At 70.8% G+C, this 21,669-nt stretch carries 20 protein-coding genes; 5 read left to right on the forward strand and 15 right to left on the reverse strand.

Annotated features, from left to right (window positions below):
- Positions 1 to 27: 27 nt before the first annotated feature.
- The 8 genes from ACFVAE_RS07755 to folE all read right to left on the reverse strand — a co-directional run bounded on the left by ACFVAE_RS07755 (position 28) and on the right by folE (position 8,807).
- The gene (locus ACFVAE_RS07755; protein WP_378889954.1) at positions 28 to 1,368 is read right to left on the reverse strand and encodes a M20/M25/M40 family metallo-hydrolase; all 1,341 of its coding nucleotides are present in this window, start codon (positions 1,366 to 1,368) and stop codon (positions 28 to 30) included.
- Positions 1,369 to 1,634: 266 nt separating this feature from the next.
- Positions 1,635 to 1,913 (reverse strand): metal-sensitive transcriptional regulator, encoded by a 279-nt coding sequence (locus ACFVAE_RS07760; protein WP_378889957.1) that lies wholly within the window; start codon positions 1,911 to 1,913, stop codon positions 1,635 to 1,637.
- Complete coding sequence (locus ACFVAE_RS07765) at positions 1,910 to 3,583, reverse strand: FAD-dependent oxidoreductase (RefSeq protein WP_378889960.1); 1,674 nt, start codon at positions 3,581 to 3,583, stop codon at positions 1,910 to 1,912. Before ACFVAE_RS07765 ends, ACFVAE_RS07760 begins: the two co-directional genes overlap by 4 nt.
- 364 nt (positions 3,584 to 3,947) lie before the next feature.
- Positions 3,948 to 5,351 carry a threonine synthase gene (gene thrC / locus ACFVAE_RS07770; RefSeq protein WP_378889962.1) on the reverse strand — a complete coding sequence of 468 codons (1,404 nt, stop codon included), beginning with the start codon at positions 5,349 to 5,351 and terminating at the stop codon, positions 3,948 to 3,950.
- Between the two features lie 124 nt (positions 5,352 to 5,475).
- On the reverse strand, positions 5,476 to 6,210 hold the full coding sequence (locus ACFVAE_RS07775; RefSeq protein ID WP_378889964.1) for a pyrimidine reductase family protein: 735 nt from the start codon (positions 6,208 to 6,210) through the stop codon (positions 5,476 to 5,478).
- A gap of 1 nt (position 6,211) precedes the next feature.
- Positions 6,212 to 7,126 carry a dihydropteroate synthase gene (folP, locus tag ACFVAE_RS07780; RefSeq protein WP_378889967.1) on the reverse strand — a complete coding sequence of 305 codons (915 nt, stop codon included), beginning with the start codon at positions 7,124 to 7,126 and terminating at the stop codon, positions 6,212 to 6,214.
- The gene (locus tag ACFVAE_RS07785) at positions 7,123 to 8,244 is read right to left on the reverse strand and encodes an NAD(P)/FAD-dependent oxidoreductase (protein WP_378889970.1); all 1,122 of its coding nucleotides are present in this window, start codon (positions 8,242 to 8,244) and stop codon (positions 7,123 to 7,125) included. The genes folP and ACFVAE_RS07785 overlap by 4 nt, the downstream gene beginning before the upstream one ends.
- Positions 8,244 to 8,807 carry a GTP cyclohydrolase I FolE gene (gene folE / locus ACFVAE_RS07790; protein ID WP_378889973.1) on the reverse strand — a complete coding sequence of 188 codons (564 nt, stop codon included), beginning with the start codon at positions 8,805 to 8,807 and terminating at the stop codon, positions 8,244 to 8,246. Before folE ends, ACFVAE_RS07785 begins: the two co-directional genes overlap by 1 nt.
- 240 nt (positions 8,808 to 9,047) lie before the next feature.
- Here folE and ACFVAE_RS07795 point away from each other — a divergent pair, with 240 nt between their 5' ends.
- Positions 9,048 to 11,159, forward strand: a complete 2,112-nt coding sequence (locus ACFVAE_RS07795) for an MMPL family transporter (protein ID WP_378889976.1) — start codon at positions 9,048 to 9,050, stop codon at positions 11,157 to 11,159.
- Positions 11,160 to 11,190: 31 nt separating this feature from the next.
- On the opposite strand, the gene ACFVAE_RS07800 is transcribed toward ACFVAE_RS07795, so the two are convergent.
- The 3 genes from ACFVAE_RS07800 to ACFVAE_RS07810 are packed head-to-tail and all read right to left on the reverse strand — an operon-like array spanning position 11,191 to position 14,561.
- On the reverse strand, positions 11,191 to 12,771 hold the full coding sequence (locus ACFVAE_RS07800) for an Ig-like domain-containing protein (RefSeq protein ID WP_378889979.1): 1,581 nt from the start codon (positions 12,769 to 12,771) through the stop codon (positions 11,191 to 11,193).
- A complete protein-coding gene (locus ACFVAE_RS07805; protein ID WP_378889981.1) occupies positions 12,761 to 13,546 on the reverse strand; it encodes a TIGR03943 family putative permease subunit in 786 nt (261 codons plus the stop codon). The genes ACFVAE_RS07800 and ACFVAE_RS07805 overlap by 11 nt, the downstream gene beginning before the upstream one ends.
- Positions 13,539 to 14,561, reverse strand: a complete 1,023-nt coding sequence (locus ACFVAE_RS07810; protein WP_378889984.1) for a permease — start codon at positions 14,559 to 14,561, stop codon at positions 13,539 to 13,541. The genes ACFVAE_RS07805 and ACFVAE_RS07810 overlap by 8 nt, the downstream gene beginning before the upstream one ends.
- 116 nt (positions 14,562 to 14,677) lie before the next feature.
- Between ACFVAE_RS07810 and ACFVAE_RS07815 the strand changes: the two genes are divergently transcribed.
- The gene (locus ACFVAE_RS07815; protein ID WP_378889986.1) at positions 14,678 to 15,136 is read left to right on the forward strand and encodes a carboxymuconolactone decarboxylase family protein; all 459 of its coding nucleotides are present in this window, start codon (positions 14,678 to 14,680) and stop codon (positions 15,134 to 15,136) included.
- Positions 15,137 to 15,158: 22 nt separating this feature from the next.
- Positions 15,159 to 16,055, forward strand: a complete 897-nt coding sequence (locus ACFVAE_RS07820) for a sigma-70 family RNA polymerase sigma factor (protein WP_378889989.1) — start codon at positions 15,159 to 15,161, stop codon at positions 16,053 to 16,055.
- A gap of 3 nt (positions 16,056 to 16,058) precedes the next feature.
- Here ACFVAE_RS07820 and ACFVAE_RS07825 read toward each other — a convergent pair whose 3' ends face one another.
- A complete protein-coding gene (locus tag ACFVAE_RS07825; RefSeq protein ID WP_378889991.1) occupies positions 16,059 to 16,853 on the reverse strand; it encodes a TIGR02569 family protein in 795 nt (264 codons plus the stop codon).
- A gap of 94 nt (positions 16,854 to 16,947) precedes the next feature.
- On the opposite strand from ACFVAE_RS07825, the gene ACFVAE_RS07830 reads away from it, so the two are divergent.
- A complete protein-coding gene (locus tag ACFVAE_RS07830) occupies positions 16,948 to 17,697 on the forward strand; it encodes an SDR family oxidoreductase (RefSeq protein ID WP_378889993.1) in 750 nt (249 codons plus the stop codon).
- 64 nt (positions 17,698 to 17,761) lie between these two features.
- Positions 17,762 to 18,214 carry a DUF1801 domain-containing protein gene (locus ACFVAE_RS07835; protein ID WP_378889996.1) on the forward strand — a complete coding sequence of 151 codons (453 nt, stop codon included), beginning with the start codon at positions 17,762 to 17,764 and terminating at the stop codon, positions 18,212 to 18,214.
- Positions 18,215 to 18,217: 3 nt separating this feature from the next.
- On the opposite strand, the gene ACFVAE_RS07840 is transcribed toward ACFVAE_RS07835, so the two are convergent.
- The 3 genes from ACFVAE_RS07840 to ACFVAE_RS07850 all read right to left on the reverse strand — a co-directional run bounded on the left by ACFVAE_RS07840 (position 18,218) and on the right by ACFVAE_RS07850 (position 21,661).
- The gene (locus ACFVAE_RS07840) at positions 18,218 to 18,703 is read right to left on the reverse strand and encodes a methylated-DNA--[protein]-cysteine S-methyltransferase (RefSeq protein ID WP_378889999.1); all 486 of its coding nucleotides are present in this window, start codon (positions 18,701 to 18,703) and stop codon (positions 18,218 to 18,220) included.
- A gap of 87 nt (positions 18,704 to 18,790) precedes the next feature.
- The gene (locus tag ACFVAE_RS07845) at positions 18,791 to 20,395 is read right to left on the reverse strand and encodes a DUF222 domain-containing protein (RefSeq protein ID WP_378890001.1); all 1,605 of its coding nucleotides are present in this window, start codon (positions 20,393 to 20,395) and stop codon (positions 18,791 to 18,793) included.
- A gap of 513 nt (positions 20,396 to 20,908) precedes the next feature.
- The gene (locus tag ACFVAE_RS07850) at positions 20,909 to 21,661 is read right to left on the reverse strand and encodes an AAA family ATPase (protein ID WP_378890003.1); all 753 of its coding nucleotides are present in this window, start codon (positions 21,659 to 21,661) and stop codon (positions 20,909 to 20,911) included.
- Positions 21,662 to 21,669: the final 8 nt, after the last annotated feature.

The following is a 21,669-nucleotide window of genomic DNA, read 5'->3' on the forward strand; positions in this document are numbered from 1 at the left end:
AAGGTACGTGCCCTCGGGTAGGGCGCTCTACTGTAACCCCTCGATGAGCGCACGGTGGAATCGCTCCCCGCGCTCGAGGGCCGCGATCTGGACGCTCTCGTCGACGCCGTGGATCGCCGCGCGCTGCGCGCTCGACATCTCCAGGGGCGCGAACCGGAACACGGAGGGCGAGAAGCGGTGGAAGTGCCGCGAGTCCGTCGCCGCCATCATCACGTACGGAACGGCCGGGATGCCCGGATGCGAGACCGCGAGCGCCTGCTCGAGTAGACCGAAGGCCGGAGTGTCGGTGCGCGATTCGGGTGACGGCTCGCTCGCATCGACGAGGCGCACCGAGACCAGCTTGTCGGCGACCCGGCGGCGCACCCGGTCCGCCGCCTGTGCCGTCGTCTCGCCGAGCGCGATCCGCAGGTTGAGGATGGCGGATGCCTGCGACGGGATGACGTTCGCGGCGGTGCCGCCGGACTGCATGGTGGCGGCGACGGTGGTGCGCACGAGCGCGGCGGGCTCGCCGCCGAGCGCGGCGAAGACCCGGGCATTGAGCCATGGGGCGGCGGCGAGGGCGCGCAGCAGGAGCCGGGCCGGTCCTTTCGCGGAGCCGGACAGCTGCTCCAGCATCCGACTCACGGCCTTCGGCGTGCGCGCGCGGAACGTCGACGGGCCCAGCCTGTCGACGGCGCGCGCGACGCGGCGCACGGCGGTGACCGGCGGCGGGGTGGACGCGTGCCCGCCGTCGCCGCGGGCGGACAGCTCGATCGTGGCGATCCCCTTCTCGCCGACGCCGATCATCGCCGCGCTGCCGGGCACGAAGGGCAACGGGGCGTCGACGACGGCGCCGCCCTCGTCGACCACCAGCCACGGCACGATTCCGCGCTCCTGGAAGGCCGAGGCGATCGCCTGCGCCGCAGTTCCGTAGGTCTCCTCGTTGCCGCCGAAGGACAGGTAGACGTCCCGGGCGGGCGTGAAGCCTGAGGCGAGCAGATTCTCGACGGCTTCGATCACGACGATCAACGGGCCCTTGTCGTCGAGCGCGCCACGTCCGTACACCGAGCCTTCTGCGATCCGGCCCTCGAACGGCGGGTAGGTCCACGAGTCGGTCTCGTCGACGGGCACGACGTCGTAGTGCGCCATCAGGACGAGCGGTCCATCGGATGCCTCTGCGCGGCCCTTCCAGTGGAACAGCAGGCCGAACTCGGTATGACGTTCCAGGGTCAGGTGCTCGTGCGTGAGCGGGTACAGCTCGGCGAGCAGGGCGACGAACGCGTCGAAGGGCTCGGCGCCGCGGCGATCCAGCTCGGCCGACACCGTCGGCAGCTGGATCATGCGAGAGAGGCGCTCGGCGATGCCGGGGCGGGGCGGGACTTCGGGCATCTGGCCATCGTACGTCCCGGGGAGCACGTCCTTCGTCTCGTCGCTGGCGCTCCTCGTTCAGGATCCGGGGTGGGAACCGGGGTGGGTCCTTCGTCTCGTCGCTGGCGCTCCTCGCTCAGGATCCGAGGTGGGAACCGGGGTGGGAACCGGGGGGTCCTTCGTCTCGTCGCTGGCGCTCCTCGCTCAGGATCCGGGGTGGGAACCGGGGTGGGTTCGCACCCGGGTCCTGAGCGAGCGGAGCGAGACGAAGTGACGAAGGGCGTGCTTCACGCCAGGGTGAGGAAGAGCTTCTCCAGCTCAGCCAGGTCCGGAGCATCCTCGCCGGCATCCGCGGCATCGGCCACGCAGGTGCGCAGCGCGGTGCTGATCACGGCGAAGCCGGCGCGGTCGATCGCCTTGCCCACTGCGGCGAGCTGGATGACGACGTCGCGGCACTCGGCGCCGGACTCCATCGCCTCGATGACGCCGGTCAGCTGACCCCGGGCGCGCTTGAGCCGGTTCAGGGCCGACTTCAGGTCGGCGTCGGTCGGGTCCATGGCAGTCATGCGAACTCCTTCGTCGTCATCTGCACGCCGGCGCTCCAGGTGAGGTAGCCGCCGTCGAGGTTGCGCACGTGGCGGCCGCGCTGCGCGAGCAGCCGGGCCGCGGTGTGGCCGCGCTGACCGACCTGGCAGTGCACGATCAGGTCACCCTCCGGAAGGTCGGCGGTGCGCAGCTCGTCGACCGGGATGTGGACGCTGCCCGGGATCGCGCCGGCGTCGTTCTCGGCGGCGGAGCGCACATCGATCAGAGTCGCCCCTGATGCCAGCGCCTCGTACAGCTCGTGCCACTGGATCGAGTGCGTCAGACCGGTGGCGTTGTTGTCGGCGATGTAGCCGAGCATGTTCACCGGGTCCTTCGCCGAGCCGTACTGCGGCGCGTAGGCGAGCTCGAGCCGGCTCAGCTGTGAGGCGGTCAGCCCCGCCTGCATGGCGGTGGCGATCACGTCGATGCGGCGATCGGCGCCGCGGCGACCGATCACCTGTGCGCCGAGGATGAGGTCGGTGCACGGGTCGACGAGCAGCTTCATGGTCAGGCGCTCCGCGCCCGGGTAGTACCCGGCGTGGTCGGTCGGGTGCGCGTGGATGACGCGGTGCGAACGCCCCGCGGCGATCAGGCGGCGCTCGCTCCAGCCCACCATCGCGACGGCGAGGTCGAAGACGCCGATGATGGCGACGCCGGCGGCGGACTCGCTCTCGACCGGCATCCGGTCGAAGAGCCCCTCCTCGGCGGCGATCACGTCGGCCGCGATGCGGCCGTGCCTGTTGGCGAGCCCTGCCATCGTGACGAGGGTCGGCTCGCCGGAGACGGCGTCGAGCTTCTCGGCGGCGTCGCCGACGGCGAGGATCCGCGGGTCGGCGGTGCGCTGGTGGCCGTCCACGCGGATGCCGCCGGTGGCGCCCGCCTCGAGGCCGGCGGCCGTGAGCAGGGACCCGGAAGGGCGGACGCCCCTGGCATCGATGACGATGTCGGCGGCGATCGTGCTGCCGTCGTCGAGATGAACCCCGTCTGCGTCGATGCTCTGCACCGTGGTGCGGGTGCGCAGTTCGACGCCGTGCGCACGCAGCTCGTCCACGACGACCGCGGCCATCTCCGGGTCGAGCGGGCTGAGCGGGTGCGCTCCGTGCTGCACCAGCGTGACGTCGAGTCCTCGGCGCACGAGGTTGTCGACGGCCTCGAGGCCGATGAATCCGCCGCCGGCGACGACGGCAGAACCGGATGCTCCCGCGGGCAGCGCGTCGAGCACCGCCGTGATGTGATCGACGTCATCGATCGTGCGAAGGGTCGCGACGGCGGGGCCGCCCGCCGCCGCCTCGAAGGTGCTCACAGGGGCGGCACCCGTGGCGATGATCAGATGGTCGTAGGCCTCGCTGGAGACCGCACCGGTGCGCACGTCGCGCACCTGCACGGTGCGGGCGCTCCGGTCGATCGAGACCACCTCGGTTCCGGTGCGCACGTCCAGGTCGAAGCGCGCACGCAGCGACTCCGGGGTCTGCAGCAGCAGCGACTGCCGGTCGGAGATCACGCCGCCGACGTAGTACGGCAGCCCGCAGTTCGCGAAGCTGACGTAGTCGCCCTGCTCGATCACGACGATCTCGGCGCTCTCGTCGAGTCGGCGCAGTCGCGTGGCCGCAGACATCCCGCCTGCGACACCGCCCACGATGATCACCCGCACGTCAGGCCTTCCCGAAGAGCTTTCCGAAGAATCCGACCGGTGCCGACTCGTCGTCGTGCCCGGAGCACCACTGGGCCGCCGGCACGGTCTTCTTCACACTGTCGACGTGCTGGCCGCATCCAGCCCACGTCGTCTTTCCACACGTCTTGCACGTGACTGCTCGGCACATGTCCGCCGCCCTTCTCTTACGATACCCCCGAGGGTATCAGGCATACCCCTGGGGGTATGCTGAACGTCCTTCGTCTCGTCGCTGGCGCTCCTCGCTCAGGAGCCGGAACCAGACTCTGAGCGAGCGACGACGCCCCCGGATCCTGAGCGAGCGACGAAGGAGCGAGACGAAGGAGCGAGACGAAGGGCGGGCAGATCAGCGCAGCGCGTTCGCCTCGATGAAGGCACGCAGTGCCTGCTCGTCGTCGGGGAGCTCGGTGACGTGCTGCGGCGCAGCGAGCATCTCCTGCAGCTCCGGCGAGTAGTCCAGGTCAACGCCGATCGCTTCGGCGATGGTCTCGGCGAACTTCTGCGGCTTGGCGGTCTCGAGCACCAGCATCGGCACGCCGTCCTCGACGTGCTCACGGGCGATCCGCACGCCGTCGGCGGTGTGCGGATCGATGATCTCGCCGGTCGTCTCGTGCACGGCCTTGATCGTCGCGAGCCGATCGGCGTGCGTGGACGTGCCGCTGACGATGCCGAACTCGCTCTCGAAGCGCGGCTGCTCTGCCGACAGGTCGAAGTACCCCTGGCGCTCGAGGTCGGCCCAGAGCTCGACCACGCGCGAGGCGTCGCGGCCGACGACGGCGTAGATGAACCGCTCCAGGTTCGACGCCTTCGAGATGTCCATCGAGGGGCTCGACGTGGCGAGGGTGTCGGCGGCGGACCTCGGGCGGTAGACGCCGGTGCGGAAGAACTCGTCGAGAACGTTGTTCTCGTTGGCCGCGAGCACGAGTCGGCGCACCGGCAGCCCCATCCGCTTGGCCCAGAAGCCGGAGAGGATGTTGCCGAAGTTGCCGGACGGCACGGTGAACGACACCTCGGTCGGACCCGTGGCATCGGTCGCGCGCAGCCAGGCCCAGAAGTAGTAGACGACCTGCGCGGTGATGCGCGCGAGATTGATGGAGTTGACCGCGCCCAGGCTCCAGGTGCGCTTGAACGGCACGTCGCCGGCGAGCGCCTTGACCAGGTTCTGGCAGTCGTCGAAGACGCCCTCGATCGCGATGTTGTGCACGTTCTCGTCGGCGAGCGAGTACATCTGCGCGCGCTGGAAGGTGCTCATCCGGCCCTGCGGGGAGAGCATGAACACCGACACGCGCTCCTTGCCGCGCAGCGCGTGCTCGGCGGCGGACCCGGTGTCGCCCGAGGTCGCGCCGACGATGTTCAGCACGCCGTCCTTGCGCTCGAGCACGTACTCCATGACCTGGCCGAGGAACTGCATGGCCATGTCCTTGAACGCCAGCGTCGGCCCCTCGCTGAGACCGACGAGCGTGAGCCCGCCGTCGATCGTGCGCAGCGGCACCACGTCCGCCGGGAAGTCGGCGTAGGCGGCCGCGGTCATGCGGGCCAGGTCGTCGCGCGGGATGTCGGTGGCGAACAGACCGAGCACCTCGGTGGCCAGCTCGGGGTAGGAGAGCCGACGCCAGGAGGCCAGCGTGCCGGCATCCACATGGGGAAGCTCCTCCGGAACGGCGAGTCCGCCGTCGGTGGCGAGGCCCTCGAGCAGCGTCTCGGAGTACGGCAGCGGCGCCATGCCGCCGCGGGTGGAGATGAACTGCACGGGGACTCCTCGGGGTCGCGGAACCCCATTCTCTCAGGATCCCGGGCGCGGCGAGGCCGCGTGACATCCTTCGTCACTTCGTCTCGTCTCGGGTCCTGAGCGAGCGGAGCGAGACGAAGAGCGCTCAGGATCCGGAGGCGGTACGGACGTAGTGCAGGAACAGCTCGTCGCCGGAGCGGAGGACAGATGCCAGACGCATGCCGGTCGGCTCAGCCGGGTGGCCTGCCGTGATGCGGCCCGCGTCGCCCGCGTCGAGCGTCGGTGCGAGCGTGAGGTGCAGCGCGTCGACGGCGCCGGCGGCGACGAACGACGCGAACACGTGCGGGCCGCCCTCGCCGTGCACGTGCCGGATCCCGCGGGCGGCCAATTCGGCGCGCACGCGGAGCGGATCGACGTCACCCTCCCCGCACGCGATCACGTCCGCGACATCCGCGAGTTCTCCTGCCTGCGCTCCGGCAACCGTGCAGATGATCGGCCGCACCGGTGCCTCGGCGAACATCGGCGACGCCGGGTCGAGGTCCAGGCTGCGCGAGATCAGCACGAAGACCGGATGCGCGGCGAGACCCCGAGACTCGCGCCACGCGACGGATGCGTCGTCGAGCCGCATCCCGCCGTAGCCCTCGGCGCGCGCGGTGCCGGCGCCGAGCAGGATCGCGTCGGCCGGGCGGCGGAGAAGGTCGAACAACCGCCGATCGGCCGCGTCCCCCAGCCCACCGGACCGGCCATCGCGGGTCGCCGCGCCGTCGATCGACGCGATGAAGTTCATCCGCAGCCAGTCGCGGCCCTCCGGCATCGCGGTCAGCGCGAGCAGCGCCTCGTCGTCGAGTTCGGATGCCGCTCCCGGCCACAGCAGGTCCATGTCAGACATTGTGGGTCGGATGCGTGTTGTGCTCCAGTCGCACGGGCTGACGCCAGCCCAGGATCGCCTCGGTCATCCGCACGGCGTCGACGGTCTCAGCGACGTCGTGCATCCGCACGATCCGCGCCCCGGCGAGGATGCAGGCCACCATCGCCGCGAGCGATCCGGCCTGCCGCTCGCCTTGCGGCCGGTCGATCGATTCGCCGATGAAGTCCTTGTTGGACACCGCCACCAGCAGCGGGTAACCGCAGGTCGCGAGCTCCGGCAGCCGACGGGTGATCTCCAGCGAGTGCAGCGTGTTCTTGTCGAGATCGTGGCCCGGGTCGATGATGATCCGGTCGCGCGGCACCCCGGCATCCTCTGCGCGGGCCGCCCGCTCGAGCAGGAAGGCGCGCACCTCGCCGACCACGTCGTCGAAGCGCGCGGCCGGCTTCTCGGCGCGTGGCGGGCCGACGCTGTGAGTGATCACCACGTGCGCGTCGCTCGCCGCGACGACTCCGGCCATGCGCGGGTCGCCGAGCCCGCTGGTGTCGTTGATCACCCCAGCTCCGGCGGCGATCGCCGCCTCGGCGACGGCGGCGGAGTTCGTGTCGACGGAGATCACGACACCGGCATCCGATGCGGCGATCGCCTCGACGACCGGCACGACCCGATCGATCTCCTCGGCGACCGATACCGCGGGTCCGCGGCCGAACGGCACGCCGCCGACGTCGACCCAGTCGGCGCCCAGCTCGGCGGCGCGCAGCGCGCTGGCGACCGCGTGGTCGAGGGCGAAGTTCACGCCATGGTCCGAGAACGAGTCCGGCGTGCGGTTCACGACAGCCATCACCGCGACCTGGCGGTCGAAGTCGAAGGTGCGTCCGCCGATGCGGCGCACCCCGGCGGACACGGTGGCCGGCCCTGCTTCCACGGTCATCGTGCAGTCCCCACGCTGTCGCGCACGGCGTCCGAGGCGTCCCAGTCGTTGGCCTGCATCGCTGCGACCACCGTGCCGCCGGACACCCAGTAGGCGCGGAAGGCGCCGCCGTTCGCGACATCCGTGTCGCCCTCGACGTCGACGCGGTCGTACCCCTCCGGGCCGACGCTGCCGAAGTACTCCATGCCGAGGTCGTACTGGTCGGTGAAGAAGTACGGCAGGTGCGTGTACGGCTCGCCGGCTCCGAGCAGGTTGTGCGCCGCGACCTTGCCCTGTTCGATCGCGGTGTCCCAGTGCTCGACGCGGATGCGGCGTCCGAGCACCGGGTGGTCGTGGTTCGCGACGTCACCGATCGCGTAGATGTCGGGATCGGAGGTGCGCAGGGTCGCGTCGACGAGGATGCCGTTGTCGGTGGCGAGCCCCGCGGCCTCAGCCAGCCCGGTGTCCGGAGCGGCGCCGACTCCGACGACGAGCACGTCGGCGGCGGCCATCTCGTCCTCGGTGACCGAGGTGCCCAGGCGCAGGTCGACGCCGTGCGCCCGGTGCAGGTCGGCGAACACCGTCGCGACCTCGGGACCGAGGACTCGCACCAGCGGAAGATCGGCGACCTCGTAGACGGTGACGCCGGCTTCCGCGTTGCGGGCCGCGGCGGCGACCTCGAGTCCGATCCAGCCGGCGCCGACGATCACGACCTTCGCGCCGGGAACGAGGCGCTCCTTGAGTCCGGCGCTGTCCTCCATGGTGCGCAGGTAGACCGGCGCGGCGACGCGGTCGGCGACGTCGAAGTGCCGGGGCTGCGCGCCGGTGGCGATCAGCAGCCTGTCGTAGTGCACGACCTCGTCACCGGCCGTGACGGTGTGCGCGGCGGGATCGATCGAGGTCACGCGAGTCCCGGTGTGCAACCGCACGTCGTGTGCGGCGTACCAGTCCGCATCGTGCACGAGCGCGGCCTCGACGGTCTTCTTGCCGAGCAGCACTTCCTTCGACAGCGGCGGTCGCTCATAGGGCGGATGCTGCTCCGCGGCGAAGACCACCAGCCCTCCGTCGTACCCCTTCTCACGCAGTTCGGTGACGGCGGTGACGGCGGCCAGGCCGCCGCCGATGATCACGATGGTCATCATGCTCTCCTCTCGGTGACGAGCGCCAGGAACTCCGAACGCGAGCGGGCGTCGTCGCGCAGCACGCCACGCAGTGCCGAGGTCTTCGTGGCCGCTCCCCCGGCGCGGGCGCCGCGCAGAGTCATGCAGCTGTGCGTCGCCTCGATCACCACGCCGACGCCGCGCGGCTGCAGGTGCAGCGCAAGCGCGTCGGCGACCTGCACGGTCAGGCGCTCCTGGGTCTGCGGCCGACGGGAGAAGTGGTCGACCATCCGCGGGATCTTCGACAGCCCGACGACACGGTCCGCCGGCAGGTACGCGACGTGCGCGACGCCGCTGAACGGCAGCAGATGGTGCTCGCAGACCGAGTGCACCGGGATGTCGCGGACGAGGACCAGTTCGTCGTAGCGGTCGGTGTTCGCGAAGGTGGTGAAGTCGAACGGCTGCGGGCTGAGCAGCTCGGCGTAGGCGGCGGCGAAGCGCTTCGGGGTGCGGGCCAGATCCGGGGTGTCGGGGTCGTCGGCGTCGATGCCCAGAGCGCGCAGCAGCGCGTACGCCGCGACCTCGGCGGCTTCCAGATCCATCGCGCGAGGAATCGCGTGTATCCGCACTCTGTCCTCGGCCGGGACGGCCGCATCGTCTTCCTCGGCGTATGCCAGCGACAAGGTCATGACGGCCCTCCTCGGTTGCTTCTTCCATTGAAGACCCCACTCCGTTCTAAAGTCAACAGTCCTGTTTTTTAGATTCGCCTCCACCTTTCGATCGAGAAGCATCTCCATCGGATTCCCGATCCGCTCGCCGCCGGACTCCGGTGTGCTGGACTGGTGCCGAGATTCCTTCGTTCCCTCCCCCAAGCCCTCACCTCGCGCCGCGGCGCGTGGGTCTCCCTCATCGCCGGCGTCCTGGTGCTGATCGCGCTGATGGGCGCCTTCGGTCGAGTGACACTCGATGCTCGCAGCAGCATCGCCCCGGCCGACTCCGAATCGGCGCAGGTCACCGCGCTCGAGCAGCGGTTCCCGGATGCGGATCGGCAGGCGCTCCTGGTCGTCGCGAGTCGCGACGACGGCGGCGCCCTGACCGCGGCCGACCTTCAGGCGCTCGCGGCTCTCACCGACCCGATCGCGACCGAGACCGGGGAGGACGTCGCAGGCCCGATCCCCAGTGACGACGGCGCGGCCGCCGCACTGCAGGCGACCGTGTCGGCGGGTGATGACGAGGCCGAGGCTGCCGTCGACGGCGTGCGCGATGTCGTCGCGCAGCATCCGATCGACGGCGTGACCGTGCAGGTCACCGGCGGCCCGGCCTTCGGTGTGGATGTGGCGGCGGCGTTCGACGGCGCCGACTTCACGCTGCTGCTCGTGACGATCCTGATCGTGGCGCTGCTGCTGATCATCACGTACCGATCCCCCGTGCTGTGGCTCGTGCCGCTCGCCGTCGTCGCGTTCGCCGACCAACTGGCGAGCAAAGTCACCGCGGCGATCGGCAACGCCCTCGAGCTGCAGTTCGACACCGGCATCGTCAGCGTGCTGGTGTTCGGCGCCGGTACGAACTACGCGCTGCTGCTCGTCTCGCGCTACCGCGAGGAGCTGCAGCGCGACGATGACCACCGTTCCGCACTTGCCACCGCCTACCGTGCGACGGCCCCGGCGATCCTCGCGTCGAACGCGACCGTCGTGCTGTCGCTGCTGACGCTCGTGCTCGCCGTGATCCCTGGCACCCGAGGACTCGGTGTCGCCTCAGCCGTCGGCCTGCTGATCGCCCTCGCGGCCGTGCTGCTGGTGCTGCCGCCGGCGCTGGCGGTGTGCGGTCGCGGACTGTTCTGGCCGTTCATCCCGCGACCCGGCCGCGCGGCGGGTGAGGGACGTGCCTGGCGCACCGTCGCCAGGTCCGTCGTGCGCAGGCCGTGGCTTCCGCTCGTCGGTGGCGTGGCTCTGCTCGCGGTGATGGCATCCGGGCTGCTGGGCGCCTCGATCGGGCTCAGCCAGGTGGAGAAGTTCCGGGTGCCGTCCGAGTCGGCCGCCGGACTGGAGGTGCTCGGCGATCATTTCCCGCCGGGTCTCGCGCAGCCGATGATCGTGATCGCCGATGCCACGGCGTCCGATGAAGTGACCACTGCGATCGAGGGCGTCGACGGCGTCTCACGGGTCACGCCGGCCGGTGAGAGCACCGATGGCGAGCTCGCGAAGCTCGTCGTCACCGGCGACGCGGCACCGGGCACCGCCGAGAACCGGGCACTGATCGAGGACGTCCGCGATGCCGCTCACGACGTGTCCGGCGCGGACGCCCTCGTCGGCGGACAGGGCGCGGCCGAACTGGACGCCCGCGCCGGGAACCTGCGCGACTTCCTGGTGATCGCGCCGCTGGTACTGCTCGTCTCGCTCGTCGTCCTCGTGCTGCTGCTGCGGGCCCTGGTCGCCCCGATTGTGCTGCTGCTGGTGAACGCGGTGACGGCGATCGCGGCGATCGGCGCCGGCGCGTGGCTCAGCCGGGTGCTGTTCGGCTGGGACGCCCTCGACCTGCAGGTGCCCCTGCTGGCGTTCCTGTTCCTGGTCGCCCTCGGCGTCGACTACACGATCTTCCTCGTGCACCGCGCTCGCACCGAGGCTGCCGTCGCGGGCACCCGGGAGGGCATGGTGAACGCGCTCGCAGCGACTGGCGGCGTGATCACCAGCGCCGGCGTCGTGCTGGCCGGGGTGTTCGCCGCCCTCGGGATGCTGCCGCTCGTCACGCTCGGGCAGATCGGCCTGATCGTGGGGATCGGCGTTCTCGTGGACACGCTCGTGGTCAGGACGCTCGTCGTCCCCGCGCTGTTCTCGGTCATCGGGGATCGGATGTGGTGGCCCGGTCGAGTGCGCTGCGCGTCATCCGTGCCGGATGCCTCGGACGACGACGCCGTGCCGGATGCCGCGGACGAGTCCCCCGTCCCGGTGGCCTGACGCTCGGTTGCAGGCCGGGGCGCACCCGTGCTCAGGCCTGCGGCCCCACGTGGCACCAGGACAGGTCGAATCCCGACAGCGTGCTCAGCGGCTTGCCGGATCGCAGGTCGATCAGCTCGGTGTGCACCTTCTTGGGCAGCGGCAGGAGCAGCTCGTCGTAGGGGTTGTCGGTGAGATCGGGCGTCACCGTCACCGCCGCATACTGACCGCTCGGTGAGACGCACGTCTGCAGAACGGCGTCGTCGTCCCCCAGCTCGAGGATCGGCTCGGCCGCGCCGTCCGGCGCGACCGTGATCACCTTCTGCCCGATCGGCATGCCGACCTCGTCGCGCTGCACGACCAGCTGCAGCGCGCCACCCGGGTACGGCACGACGTCTGCGGGCGGACCGTAGTCCGGGTCCGTGCTCGGCATCGGCTTCTCCGACCCGTCGGTGAGGTTCAGCTCCACGATCTCGCCTGTCGCGCGCTCGACGATCGCCGTGAACGTGCCCCGCGCGACCCCGAGGAGCTGCGCTGCTGTGCCCATCGGCTGCACTCCGGCATCGCCGGTGGGGTCCTCGACGGACAGTGCGCCGTCGAAGTCGAGGAACACGAGCGACGAGGTGTCGGGGACGAACTGCCAGTCGTCGATGCCGACCTCCTTGCCGGCGACCTTCACTATCCGCGGATCGCCCTTGCCGGACAGCGGCTGGGTGACCAGCAGGCTCGCGCGGCCAGAGGTCTCGGTGAGCTCGGCATCGGAGTAGGTGTATCCGACCAGATCGCCTCGTTCCGAGACCTGCAGGGTCGAGACGATCCCCTTGCCGGGGAGCTTCAGCTCACGCTCGCCGGAGCCGTCGCGATTCATCACGAGGAGCCGCGATCGGTCATCCTCCTCGACCGCGACGACCAGTCTCGTCGCCGTGGCACGGAAGTCGTCGATGCGCGGAGCACTGAACACGGCGACGCCCTTCTCGCCGGTGAGGTCGGTGCGGAAGATCGTGTCGTCCTTGTCGCTGCGCTGCAGCAGGAAGGCCTGCGAGTCGGGGGTCGTGAACGCCGTCGCGAGATCGGAGGACGGCCCGCCGCCGGCGCGCTGGGCACCGGCGACCCGCACGGAGTACCGGGTGGAGTCGTCGAGCGGCACCGTGAAGCGGATGCCCACGCTGCGACCGGCCGCGTCGATCGTGAACGGCACCGCCGGCTCGACGGTGACCTGCGACTCGTCGATCGCGGCGAGCGGCTGGTTCGCGGTCAGGATCACGCGGCTGCCGGAGGACTCGATCGCCTGCTTCGGGTCGACCTGCACGGCCGCGATGCGGGGCCCCTGCAGCAGGCTCGCGGCGGAGAGGCATCCTCCGACGAGCAGCAGGATGCCGAGCACCGCCGCGACCACGGTTCCGAAGCGCCGGGAGCGGGATCTTCCCCTCGCTCCGGTCTCGCTCTCTGCGGGTCGAGCGGGTTTCGCACCCGCATCCGTCGAGACCGGGACAGAAGGACGTCCGGCATCCGAGGTGACGCCCGCATCCTCGGCACGGGCAGCGGCCTCGGCACGCGCAGCGGCCTCGCGCGCAGCGCGGAGCTGGGCGCGCGTGAGCGGCTGGTCCCCCGACCCGGATCCGTCAGTACTCATACGGGTCCTTCGGCTCGGCGACGCGCTTCACCGAGGTCGGCTCGATGCGCAGGGCGCCGCCGGCGCCGGCCTTCACCGTGCCGGTGACCTCGATCCAGTCCCCGGTCTTGTACGAGCCGGTCTTCGCGTCGACGGGCACGGATGCCGGACGCGCGTCGATCACGCAGTGCGTGATCACCATTCGGGTCAGCCCGAGCGCACCCTTCTCGCCGTCCGATGGAGTGACGAACCCGGTCAGGGTCACCGTCGCGCCGTCGTAGTTCTCCGGCCGGGTGGCGCTGGCGAACACGTTCGCCCAGTCGCCGACGCCGAAGGTCGTGGTGTCGGCGACGCCGAGGGCGACGTCGTCCGCGCCGGCGAAGAGCACCGTGCTCTCGCCCGCGCGCTGCATGGCGATCTCGGCGGACAGCGACGCCGGCGGCAGGAACAGCGCCGCCAGCGCCACAGCAGAGGCGAGGATGCCTGCGGTCCACGCCCCGACCCGCGACAGCGCTCGCCGGCCGGCGTATCCGGCATCCTCGTCGTGACCGTGACCGTGATCGTGACCGTGGTCGCTCTCCGCACCCAGCGGCAGGATGCACGTCCACACGGCGCCGATCAGCAGCAGCACGGCTGCCGCCGCGGCGAACCACACCGTGTCGGGGCTGATGTACAGCGTGAGCCGGCCCGTGATGGCGAGCCCCAGGGTGACGACGGCGATGACGGAGGCGAGGCCGACGCCGAGCCAGCGCGACCCGAGGGCGCGCCTGCGTGCGGAGCGATCGAGCTCAGACAAGGACGTTCACCGCCATCCCGATCGTGAAGGCGGCGAGCAGCACCACCGCGACGATGACGCCGAGCACCCGCCAGCGGAAGGTCGTGCGCAGCAAGGCGAGCATCTTCACGTCGACGAGCGGACCGACCAACAGGAAGGCGACGATCGCGCCGGGCGAGAACGTCGACGCGAACGAGAGCGCGAAGAACGCGTCCACATTCGAGCAGATCGCGACGGTCATCGCGAGAGCCATCATCGCCACGATCGACAGCGCGGGGTTCGATCCGATGGCGATCAGGACCTCGCGCGGCACGAGCACCTGCACGGCGCCGGCGATCGCGGAGCCGATGACCAGCGCGGGCATGACCGCGCGCAGCTCGACGAGGAACTGCGCGAGGCTGCGCCGCACCGGGCTGCCGGGCTCATGGTCGATCAGCTCGCAGGTCGCGATGAAGCGGTCGGTCAGCAGGCCGTCCTGGTCGGGATGCAGGCTGTAGATCCAGCCGATCAGGTTGGCGATGAGGAAGCCGCCGACCAGACGGGCGACGAGGATCCCGGCATCCCAGCCGAAGGCCGCGTGCGTGGTGAGGATGACGATCGGGTTCACGATCGGCGCCGCGATCAGGAAGGTGAGCGCCTCGGCCGGAGCCAGCCCGCGCATCATGAGGCCGCGCGCGAAAGGTACGTTGCCGCACTCGCACACCGGCACCACCATGCCCAGCAGCGACAGCACCCCGCGTCTCGCCCAGGCGTTTCGGGGCAGCCAGCGCTGCAGCGCGTCGGGGGGCAGCCACACCTGGACGACGATCGACAGCACCACGCCGATGAACACCCAGGGCAGCGCCTCGATCAGCACACTGAGGATGAGGGTCAGGCCGTCCTGCATCCGCGTGGGAAGCGCGTCGGCGAACAGGGACGGCGCGAAGCGGTCGATCAGCAGCAGGATCGCGAGGACGCCGGCACCCACGCCGACGCCGATCCACGGAGAGCGGCGCCGGGTGTCGTGCGTGTGCGCGAGGGCGACGCTTCCGGGCATGAGAATCATTCTCCACAACCCGGACTCCTGAAACCCTGAATCTCCTGTCACACTTCACTCCCGTCATCCGACACCTTCAGTGAGAGCCGCAACGACCGGCTCCGGAAGGAACGACGATGACCAGGATCGACATGTCCAGGACCAACAAGCTCGGCTACGCGGCCGTGATCGGCATGGAGGCGTACTCGCGCAAGGCCGTCGAGCCGCGCCTGTACGAGCTCATCAAGCTGCGCGCCTCGCTGCTGAACGGCTGCGGCTACTGCGTGGACATGCATGCGACCGACGGCGCGAACCGCGGCATCCCGCAGCGCACGCTGCACGCCGTCGGCGCCTGGCAGCATGCGCGCGGCTTCTTCTCGGAGGCGGAGCTGGCCGCACTGGCGCTGACCGACGCGATCACGAAGCTCGGCCCCGACACGGTCACCGATGAGGTCTGGAATGCCGCCGCGGCGCACTTCGACGAGGGCGAGCTGGGCGCGATCGTCATGGCCATCAGCACCATCAACGTCTGGAACCGCATCGCCATCGCGACGGCGATGGCACCGCCGATCGACGACAAGCACCCGATCGTCTGAGGGCCCGGCTACGTTAGGGGGCATGACCCTCGCAGCCACCCCCGCCACCCGCGCCTGGGAGGCGGAGCGGGGGCGGCTGATAGGCATCGCGTACCGGATGCTCGGCGACTTCGGCCATGCCGAGGACGTCGTCTCCGAGGTGGCCATCGAGGCGCTGAACGAGGAGCGCGCCGGAGAGCGGGTGCGCTCCTGGCCGGCCTGGCTCACCACGGTGTGCGTACGTCGCACGATCGACCGGGTGCGCTCGCTGGCCGCGTCCCGCGAGGAGTACACCGGGCACTGGCTGCCAGAGCCGGTCGCCACCTCGCGGCTGCCCGAGGACGCGGTGGCCGACCGCGAGCTGCTCTCGATCGCACTGCTGCACCTCGCCGAGCAGCTCGCACCCGACGCCCGCGCGGCGGTCGTGCTGCACCGCGCGTTCGGGATGTCGGCGGTCGAGATCGGCGAGATCCTGGAGCGCTCCCCCGCCGCCGTGCGGCAGCTGATCTCGCGTGGCGAGCGCCGGCTGCGGATCTCGCCGGACGACGCGGATGCTGCCGAGGCGCCGCCCGCCGACCCCGCCGCGCTCGCGAACCTGGTGACGGCGATCGAGGGCGGCGACATCTCCGCCGTGCTGGACCTGCTCACCGACGACGCGATCCTCTGGAGCGACGGCGGCGGTCGCGTGCGCGCGGCTCTGAACCCGATCTTCGGCGCCGACAAGGTGCGCCGCTTCTTCCTCGGCGTCACCGAGAAGGCGATCGCGCACGACCCCGAGCATCCGTTCTCGGTCGCGATTCTCGACGCGAACGGCGAGCCGGCCATCGCTCTCACCCACTCCGGCCGCACCGATGTGCTCGCGCTCGAGTTCGACGCGGAGGGCCGCATCCGCGGCATCCGTCAGGTGTGCAATCCCGACAAGCTGCGGTTCGTGCTCTGACCGCTACCGCGCAGCGAGCGCGAGCGCAGCGGCGACCACGGGCTCGTGCCGTTCGCGCATCGCCTCGTTCCACCAGCCGGCCAGGTGCAGCGTCGCGATGCGGAAGACGAGGGCGCGCAGCACGAGCTGCGGCCAGTCCGGGTCGTCGCCGGCCGTCTCCAGCAGATCGAGCGACACGCCGTGCCAGCACACCGCGTCGGCGACGGCGATCGCCGCGGCCCAGCGCACCGGGCGCCAGTACGGCGCCCAGTCGATGATCGTGGGCGGCTCCGGGTCGGCGAACAGCACGTTGCCGAGCAGGTCGCCGTGGATGAGCTGAGAAGCGGATGCCACGGGGCGAAGTGCGTCGCTGATCCTGTTCAGCATGGGGTCGTCGAGGAGCGGCTCCTCCTGCCAGGCCATCCGGTCCGACCGCGACCACGGATCGTCCGCAGCATCGATGAAGTCGGGACGGGGCAGGTGCGCGATCGCGCGGTGGAACGCGCCGCCCGCGGCGATGACGTCGAGCACCCTGGTCTCGTCTGCCGCGCCGGGCATCCGGGTCCAGGCCTCCCAGCCGTCGATGCTCCAGGCGCCGCTCGTCGAGCGGATCGGCCGGGCGGTGCGGAATCCTGTGTCATGCGGGAGCGTCGCGAGCACCTCCGAGTGCCAGTCCCCCTCCACGGGATCGCCCATCGGGCGCAGGACGACGTCGCCCGCGAGCCAGGTGGTCCCTCGCCCTCCGGGCAGAAGCCGCGCCGCCGCGGGGTCCGCGCCGAAGGCGGTGATGATGGCGTCGGAGGGCCGGGGCGCAGGCATTCCCCGAGCGTAGCGGCGGCGTGTGTCACATTTCGGGTCTCTGCCACGACATTCTGGTGAGGCCGCGCACGGCGGCAGGACGAGGAGGTGCGCGATGCGGATCGCGATCGCGGGAGGAACGGGAACCGTGGGGCGCCACGTCGTGGCCGCCGCGCAGGATCGAGGACACGAGGTCGTGGTACTGGCGCGCTCGACGGGCGCCGACCTGATCACGGGGAGCGGGCTGGACGACGCGCTCACCGGTGTCGACGTCGTGATCGACACGAGCAACACGACGACGCTGTCGGCGTCGAAGGCGCGCGCGTTCTTCGAGACCGCCTCCAGGAACCTGCTCGCCGCCGAGCAGCGCACGGGCGTCGGCCACCACGTGGCACTGTCGATCGTCGGCATCGATGACATCGACGCCTCGTACTACGCGGGAAAGCTCGCCCAGGAGCGCATCGTCGCCGCAGGCGCCGTGCCGTACACGATCGCCAGGGCTGCACAGTTCCACGAGTTCGCCGGGCAGCTGCTCTCCGCAATGCGCGGGCCGGTCGCGCTGATGCCGAAGACGCTGATGCGCCCCGTCGCCGCCCGCGAGGTCGGGGCGCACCTGGCCTCGGTCGCCGAGGCCGCGCCCGCCGGGCGCGCCACCGATCTCGTCGGACCGTGCGATGAGGTGCTCGCCGATCTCGCCAGACGCCAGCTCGCGCACGACGGCATTCGCCGCCGCGTGCTCGAGGTGCGCCTGCCAGGACGCTACGGCGCCGGGCTGGCCTCGGGTTCGCTGCGCGGCACGGATGCTCGGATGGAGGGGCGCATGACGTTCGACGAGTGGCTGCAGAGCGAGGACCACCGGCACTGATCAGGAATCGAGAACACCCCGGAGCGCCGTTCCCGTAGCGTGCTTCACAGAGACGGAGGACGACATGGCCGGTAAGACGACGAACGCCGGGCTGTCAGCGCAGGAGCGCGCGGCGGTCAAGCAGCGCGCGCAGGAGCTGAAGCTCCAGGCGAAGCGCGAGAAGGAGGCCGGTAAGGCCGCGGCCGAGAAGGCCGACCAGCTCGCGAAGATCGCCGAGATGCCGGGCGGCGACCGGCAGATGGCGGAACGGCTGAGCGAGATCGTGGCCGCCGCGGCGCCCGGGCTCGCGCCGCGGCTGTACTACGGCCAGCCCGGTTGGGCGAAGGACGGCAAGGTCGTGGTGTTCTTCCGCAGCGGCCAGTTGGACAAGGACCGGTACTCGACCCTGGGGTTCAGCTCACGTGCTGCGCTCGATGACGAGGGCGGACTGTGGCCGTCCGCGTTCGCGATGCAGGATCCGACCGAGAAGGCGTGGCAGCAGGTCACCGACCTGGTGCGGAAGGCCGCCGGCGCCTGACCTTCAGAACAACGACCGGGGCAGCACGCCCTCGTGCTCGAGCAGCCAGCGCTTGGTGGCGAGGCCCTCACCCGGTGCGCCGCCGGAGTAGCCGCCCAGTCCGTCGCCGGCCACGACCCGGTGGCAGGGCACGATCAGCGGGATCGGGTTCGCTCCCATGATCGAGCCGATCGCGCGGGCGGGAACGTCGGTGCCGCTGCGCGCGGCGAGCTCGCCGTAGGTGACGGATTCGCCGTGCCCGACCGTGTCGTGCAGCGTCTCGAGCACCGCCCGGGTCACCGACGTCTGCCTGCCCAGGCCGATCGGCAGGTCGAAGGCCGCCAGCTCGCCGGCGAAGTAGGCGTCGAGCTGCTCGAGCGCTGCGCTGAGCAGGGGGTCGCCGCCGGATGCGGGGATGCTCGTGGTCCAGGTGACGCGGGTGATCGAGGCGCCGTCGCTCTCGACGCCGATCACGCCGACGGGGCTCTCGAGCAGGCCGAACGAGGTCATGGCTCGAGCGTAATCGGGGTCTCCGACACTTCGGCCGCCTGGGCGCATCACGTCTGAGCGGGGACACTCGTTCCCGGGCTGGTGGGCTCAGACGAACATGACCCGGCGGGGTGCGGCGTCGGTGTAGTCGCGGCCGTCGGGCGCGGTCCAGATGACGGCGCCGTCGGTGGCGATGCGCGCGGTCCATCGGAACCGTTCGGGCACCGAGGGGTGTTTGAGCTGATGGTGCGCGGCGCAGAAGTGCGCGAGGTTGTCGATCGCGGTCGCCCCACCGAGGGCATGGTCGTGGTTGTGGTCGATCTCGCATGAGGCCGCGGGTCTGCGGCATCCGGGGAATCGGCAGTGCTGATCTCGGGCGCGCAGGAATCTGCGCATGCCGTCGGTAGGTGAATAGGCATCGGTCTCGACGATCATGCCGGTCGGATCTAGGAAGAGCCTCGCCCATCCGGAACTTCGGCCGGCGAGTTCCCGCGCGACGTCGGGATGCACGGGCCCGATCCCGTCCATCTCGGCCATCCGGTCGTCGGCTCCGGCGAGGGTGCCCGCGGCGACCGTGACCTGGATGCGGGCGGTGATGCCGTCGAGCCCGGTGCCGGAGAGCTCGGTCGGGTCGGCGCCGAGCAGCAGGTCGGCGAACAGGTCAGCGCGGATCTGATCCAGCGTGCGCTCGCCGGCACGGTGCGCGTCGTCGTCACGGTTCAGGTCGGCGAGGCAGGCATCCATACGGGCGAGGAGGTCCTCGGCCGGCTCGGGGTCGGAGGGGAACCATTCGTCGTCGGGGTGCCCGAAGAACGGACGGCCCACGTCGGCCGGCCCGTCGCCGGGGCCGCCGACGGACTCCGCGGCGAGGAACGCCTCCACCCGGGCAAGAAACTCCTCGATCGAGTCGGGGTCATCGGGCAGCCGATCCGCCCATCCGGCGTCGTTCTCCTCGGCGAGATCATCGTCGCCGTCGTCGATGTCATCGATCGCGGCTCCAGCATCCGACGATCCGGCATCGGACGCCTCGTCGCTCGCCGCCGGCTCGGCGCTCTCGGCCTTCTCGGCGCGCACGACCTCACGGACAAGCTGGTCGAGCCGATCACAGATCGCGAACGCGAGGTGCTCAGGAAGCACCGCTGTCAGGCGCGCCAGGCCGTCCTCGATCGACACGATCTGCACGCACCGCTCCGACGCCGCCCGTTCATGCCTCTCCCGCGCCGTCTCACCCAGCAGCGCTGCCACGAGCTGGCGGGCACGCGTCCCGGTGCGCGCCGGGGAGTCCATCTCGGCGAACGCGAGCACTGCGGCATCGAACAGCGCCGTCATCGCCGGGTCGACCGCGCCGTTGCGGACCGCCTCATCGATCGCCTCGGCTGCCCGAACGATCTGACGGACGTGCCCGATCGTGATCCGGCCGTCCCGCAGCGCGTCCAGCACGGCCGGGTGATGATCGGTGAGCGCCCGCGCCGCGGCGAACGCCGACTCCACCGTGCCCTTGGCCAGGTGCCCCGTCGCGGAGAACTCCGCGATCATCGACCGATGGATCGACTCCCGCGCCAACTGGTGCTCCGCGACATCCGCGTCGAACAGCACCTGGCGCGCAGCGAGCAGTTCAGCGGCCCGCGCCTCCATCTGGTCGATCTCGCGCCGGCACGCAGCCCAGGCATCGAGAAGAGCGTCCCGCTCTTCGAATCTCGACACCTCGTTCACACATCTACCATAGAACATATCTACGAGCATGACAAGAGGTGATCCCGGCCTTTCTCAGCGTATCCGCGTCCTCCGACGCTGAAGCTCGAGGGCGCTCCTCGCACCGGAATCAGCCTCACCCGCTGCCACCGCCTTCGCGGCATCAGACGCGGCTTCCGCACCGTGTGCGCGCACGCGTCGGCTGTCGACTCCCTGCGTTCGATCGCCCGCGACCAGCGCGCCCTCGCGCCCAGGCCGCGCAACGCGGCCGTGGCACATGTCGCGCTCGGCGTGCTGGTCGGCGATGACGCCCCGGTTGGGGGGACCGGTCGCCCCGCCGCGATCAGCGTGCGAACGGCCTCGGTGAGCTCATGCTCCACCTTCGACGAGACCCCGCCGCACGAACGACGAGTCACGGGGCCGTCACGTGCGAGGCCGCGCAGCGTGCCCTGGCACACGTCACGATCGGCGGCTCGTCGGCGAGGTAACCCCGGAAGGCCCGCTGCGCCGGTCATCCACACTGAGCACCGGCGCTCAGTCGAGCAGGTGCCGCAGGTAGCGGCCCGGTTCGTCGAGGTAGGAGCGCCAGTGCCGCACCAGTTCGAGGTCGCCCCATTCCGCCTCGCGCAGCCCCCATTCCCCGACCTCGAGGATGCGGGCGCCGGGGAGCGCGGCGAGCACCGGTGAGTGCGTGGCGCAGAGCACCTGGCCGCCGTCGGCGACGATGCGCTGCAGCACCGAGATGAGGCTCAGCGTCGACCCGAACGACAGCGCGGCCTCCGGCTCGTCGAGGCAGTAGAAGCCGGGATCCGAGAAACGTGAACCGAGCAGCGCGAGGAACGACTCACCATGGCTCATCTCATGGAACGGGACGTCTGGCAGCCCGGTCGAAGGGTTCTCCTCGAGGTACGTGTAGAACGAGTGCATCGTCTCCGCACGCAGGAAGAAACCCCAGCGGTCGGCGCCCACCCCGCGCTGGATGCGCAGCCAGTCCGACAGCGGCGACTCGGTGGGTCGAGTGCTGCGCCGCGCCTGCCGCGAACCACCCTCGGGCGAGAGACCATAGGCGATCGCGATCCCCTCGACGATGGTCGACTTGCCGCTGCCGTTCTCGCCGACCAGGAACGTCACGCCCGGGTCGAGGTCGATCCCGTCCTGCAGCACCTGCGCCACAGCCGGGATGCTGGTCGGCCACTCTCCGCTCGGCGGCGGGGCGTCGTCGTTCGGACGCACCGCGACCACCGGCTGCTGCCTTCGCAGCCCTCCCTGCTCCCAGTACGAACTCATGCGCCCCT

The sequence above is a fragment of the Microbacterium sp. NPDC057659 genome, from assembly GCF_042799915.1.
In the GTDB taxonomy this organism is placed as follows: Bacteria; Actinomycetota; Actinomycetes; order Actinomycetales; family Microbacteriaceae; genus Microbacterium.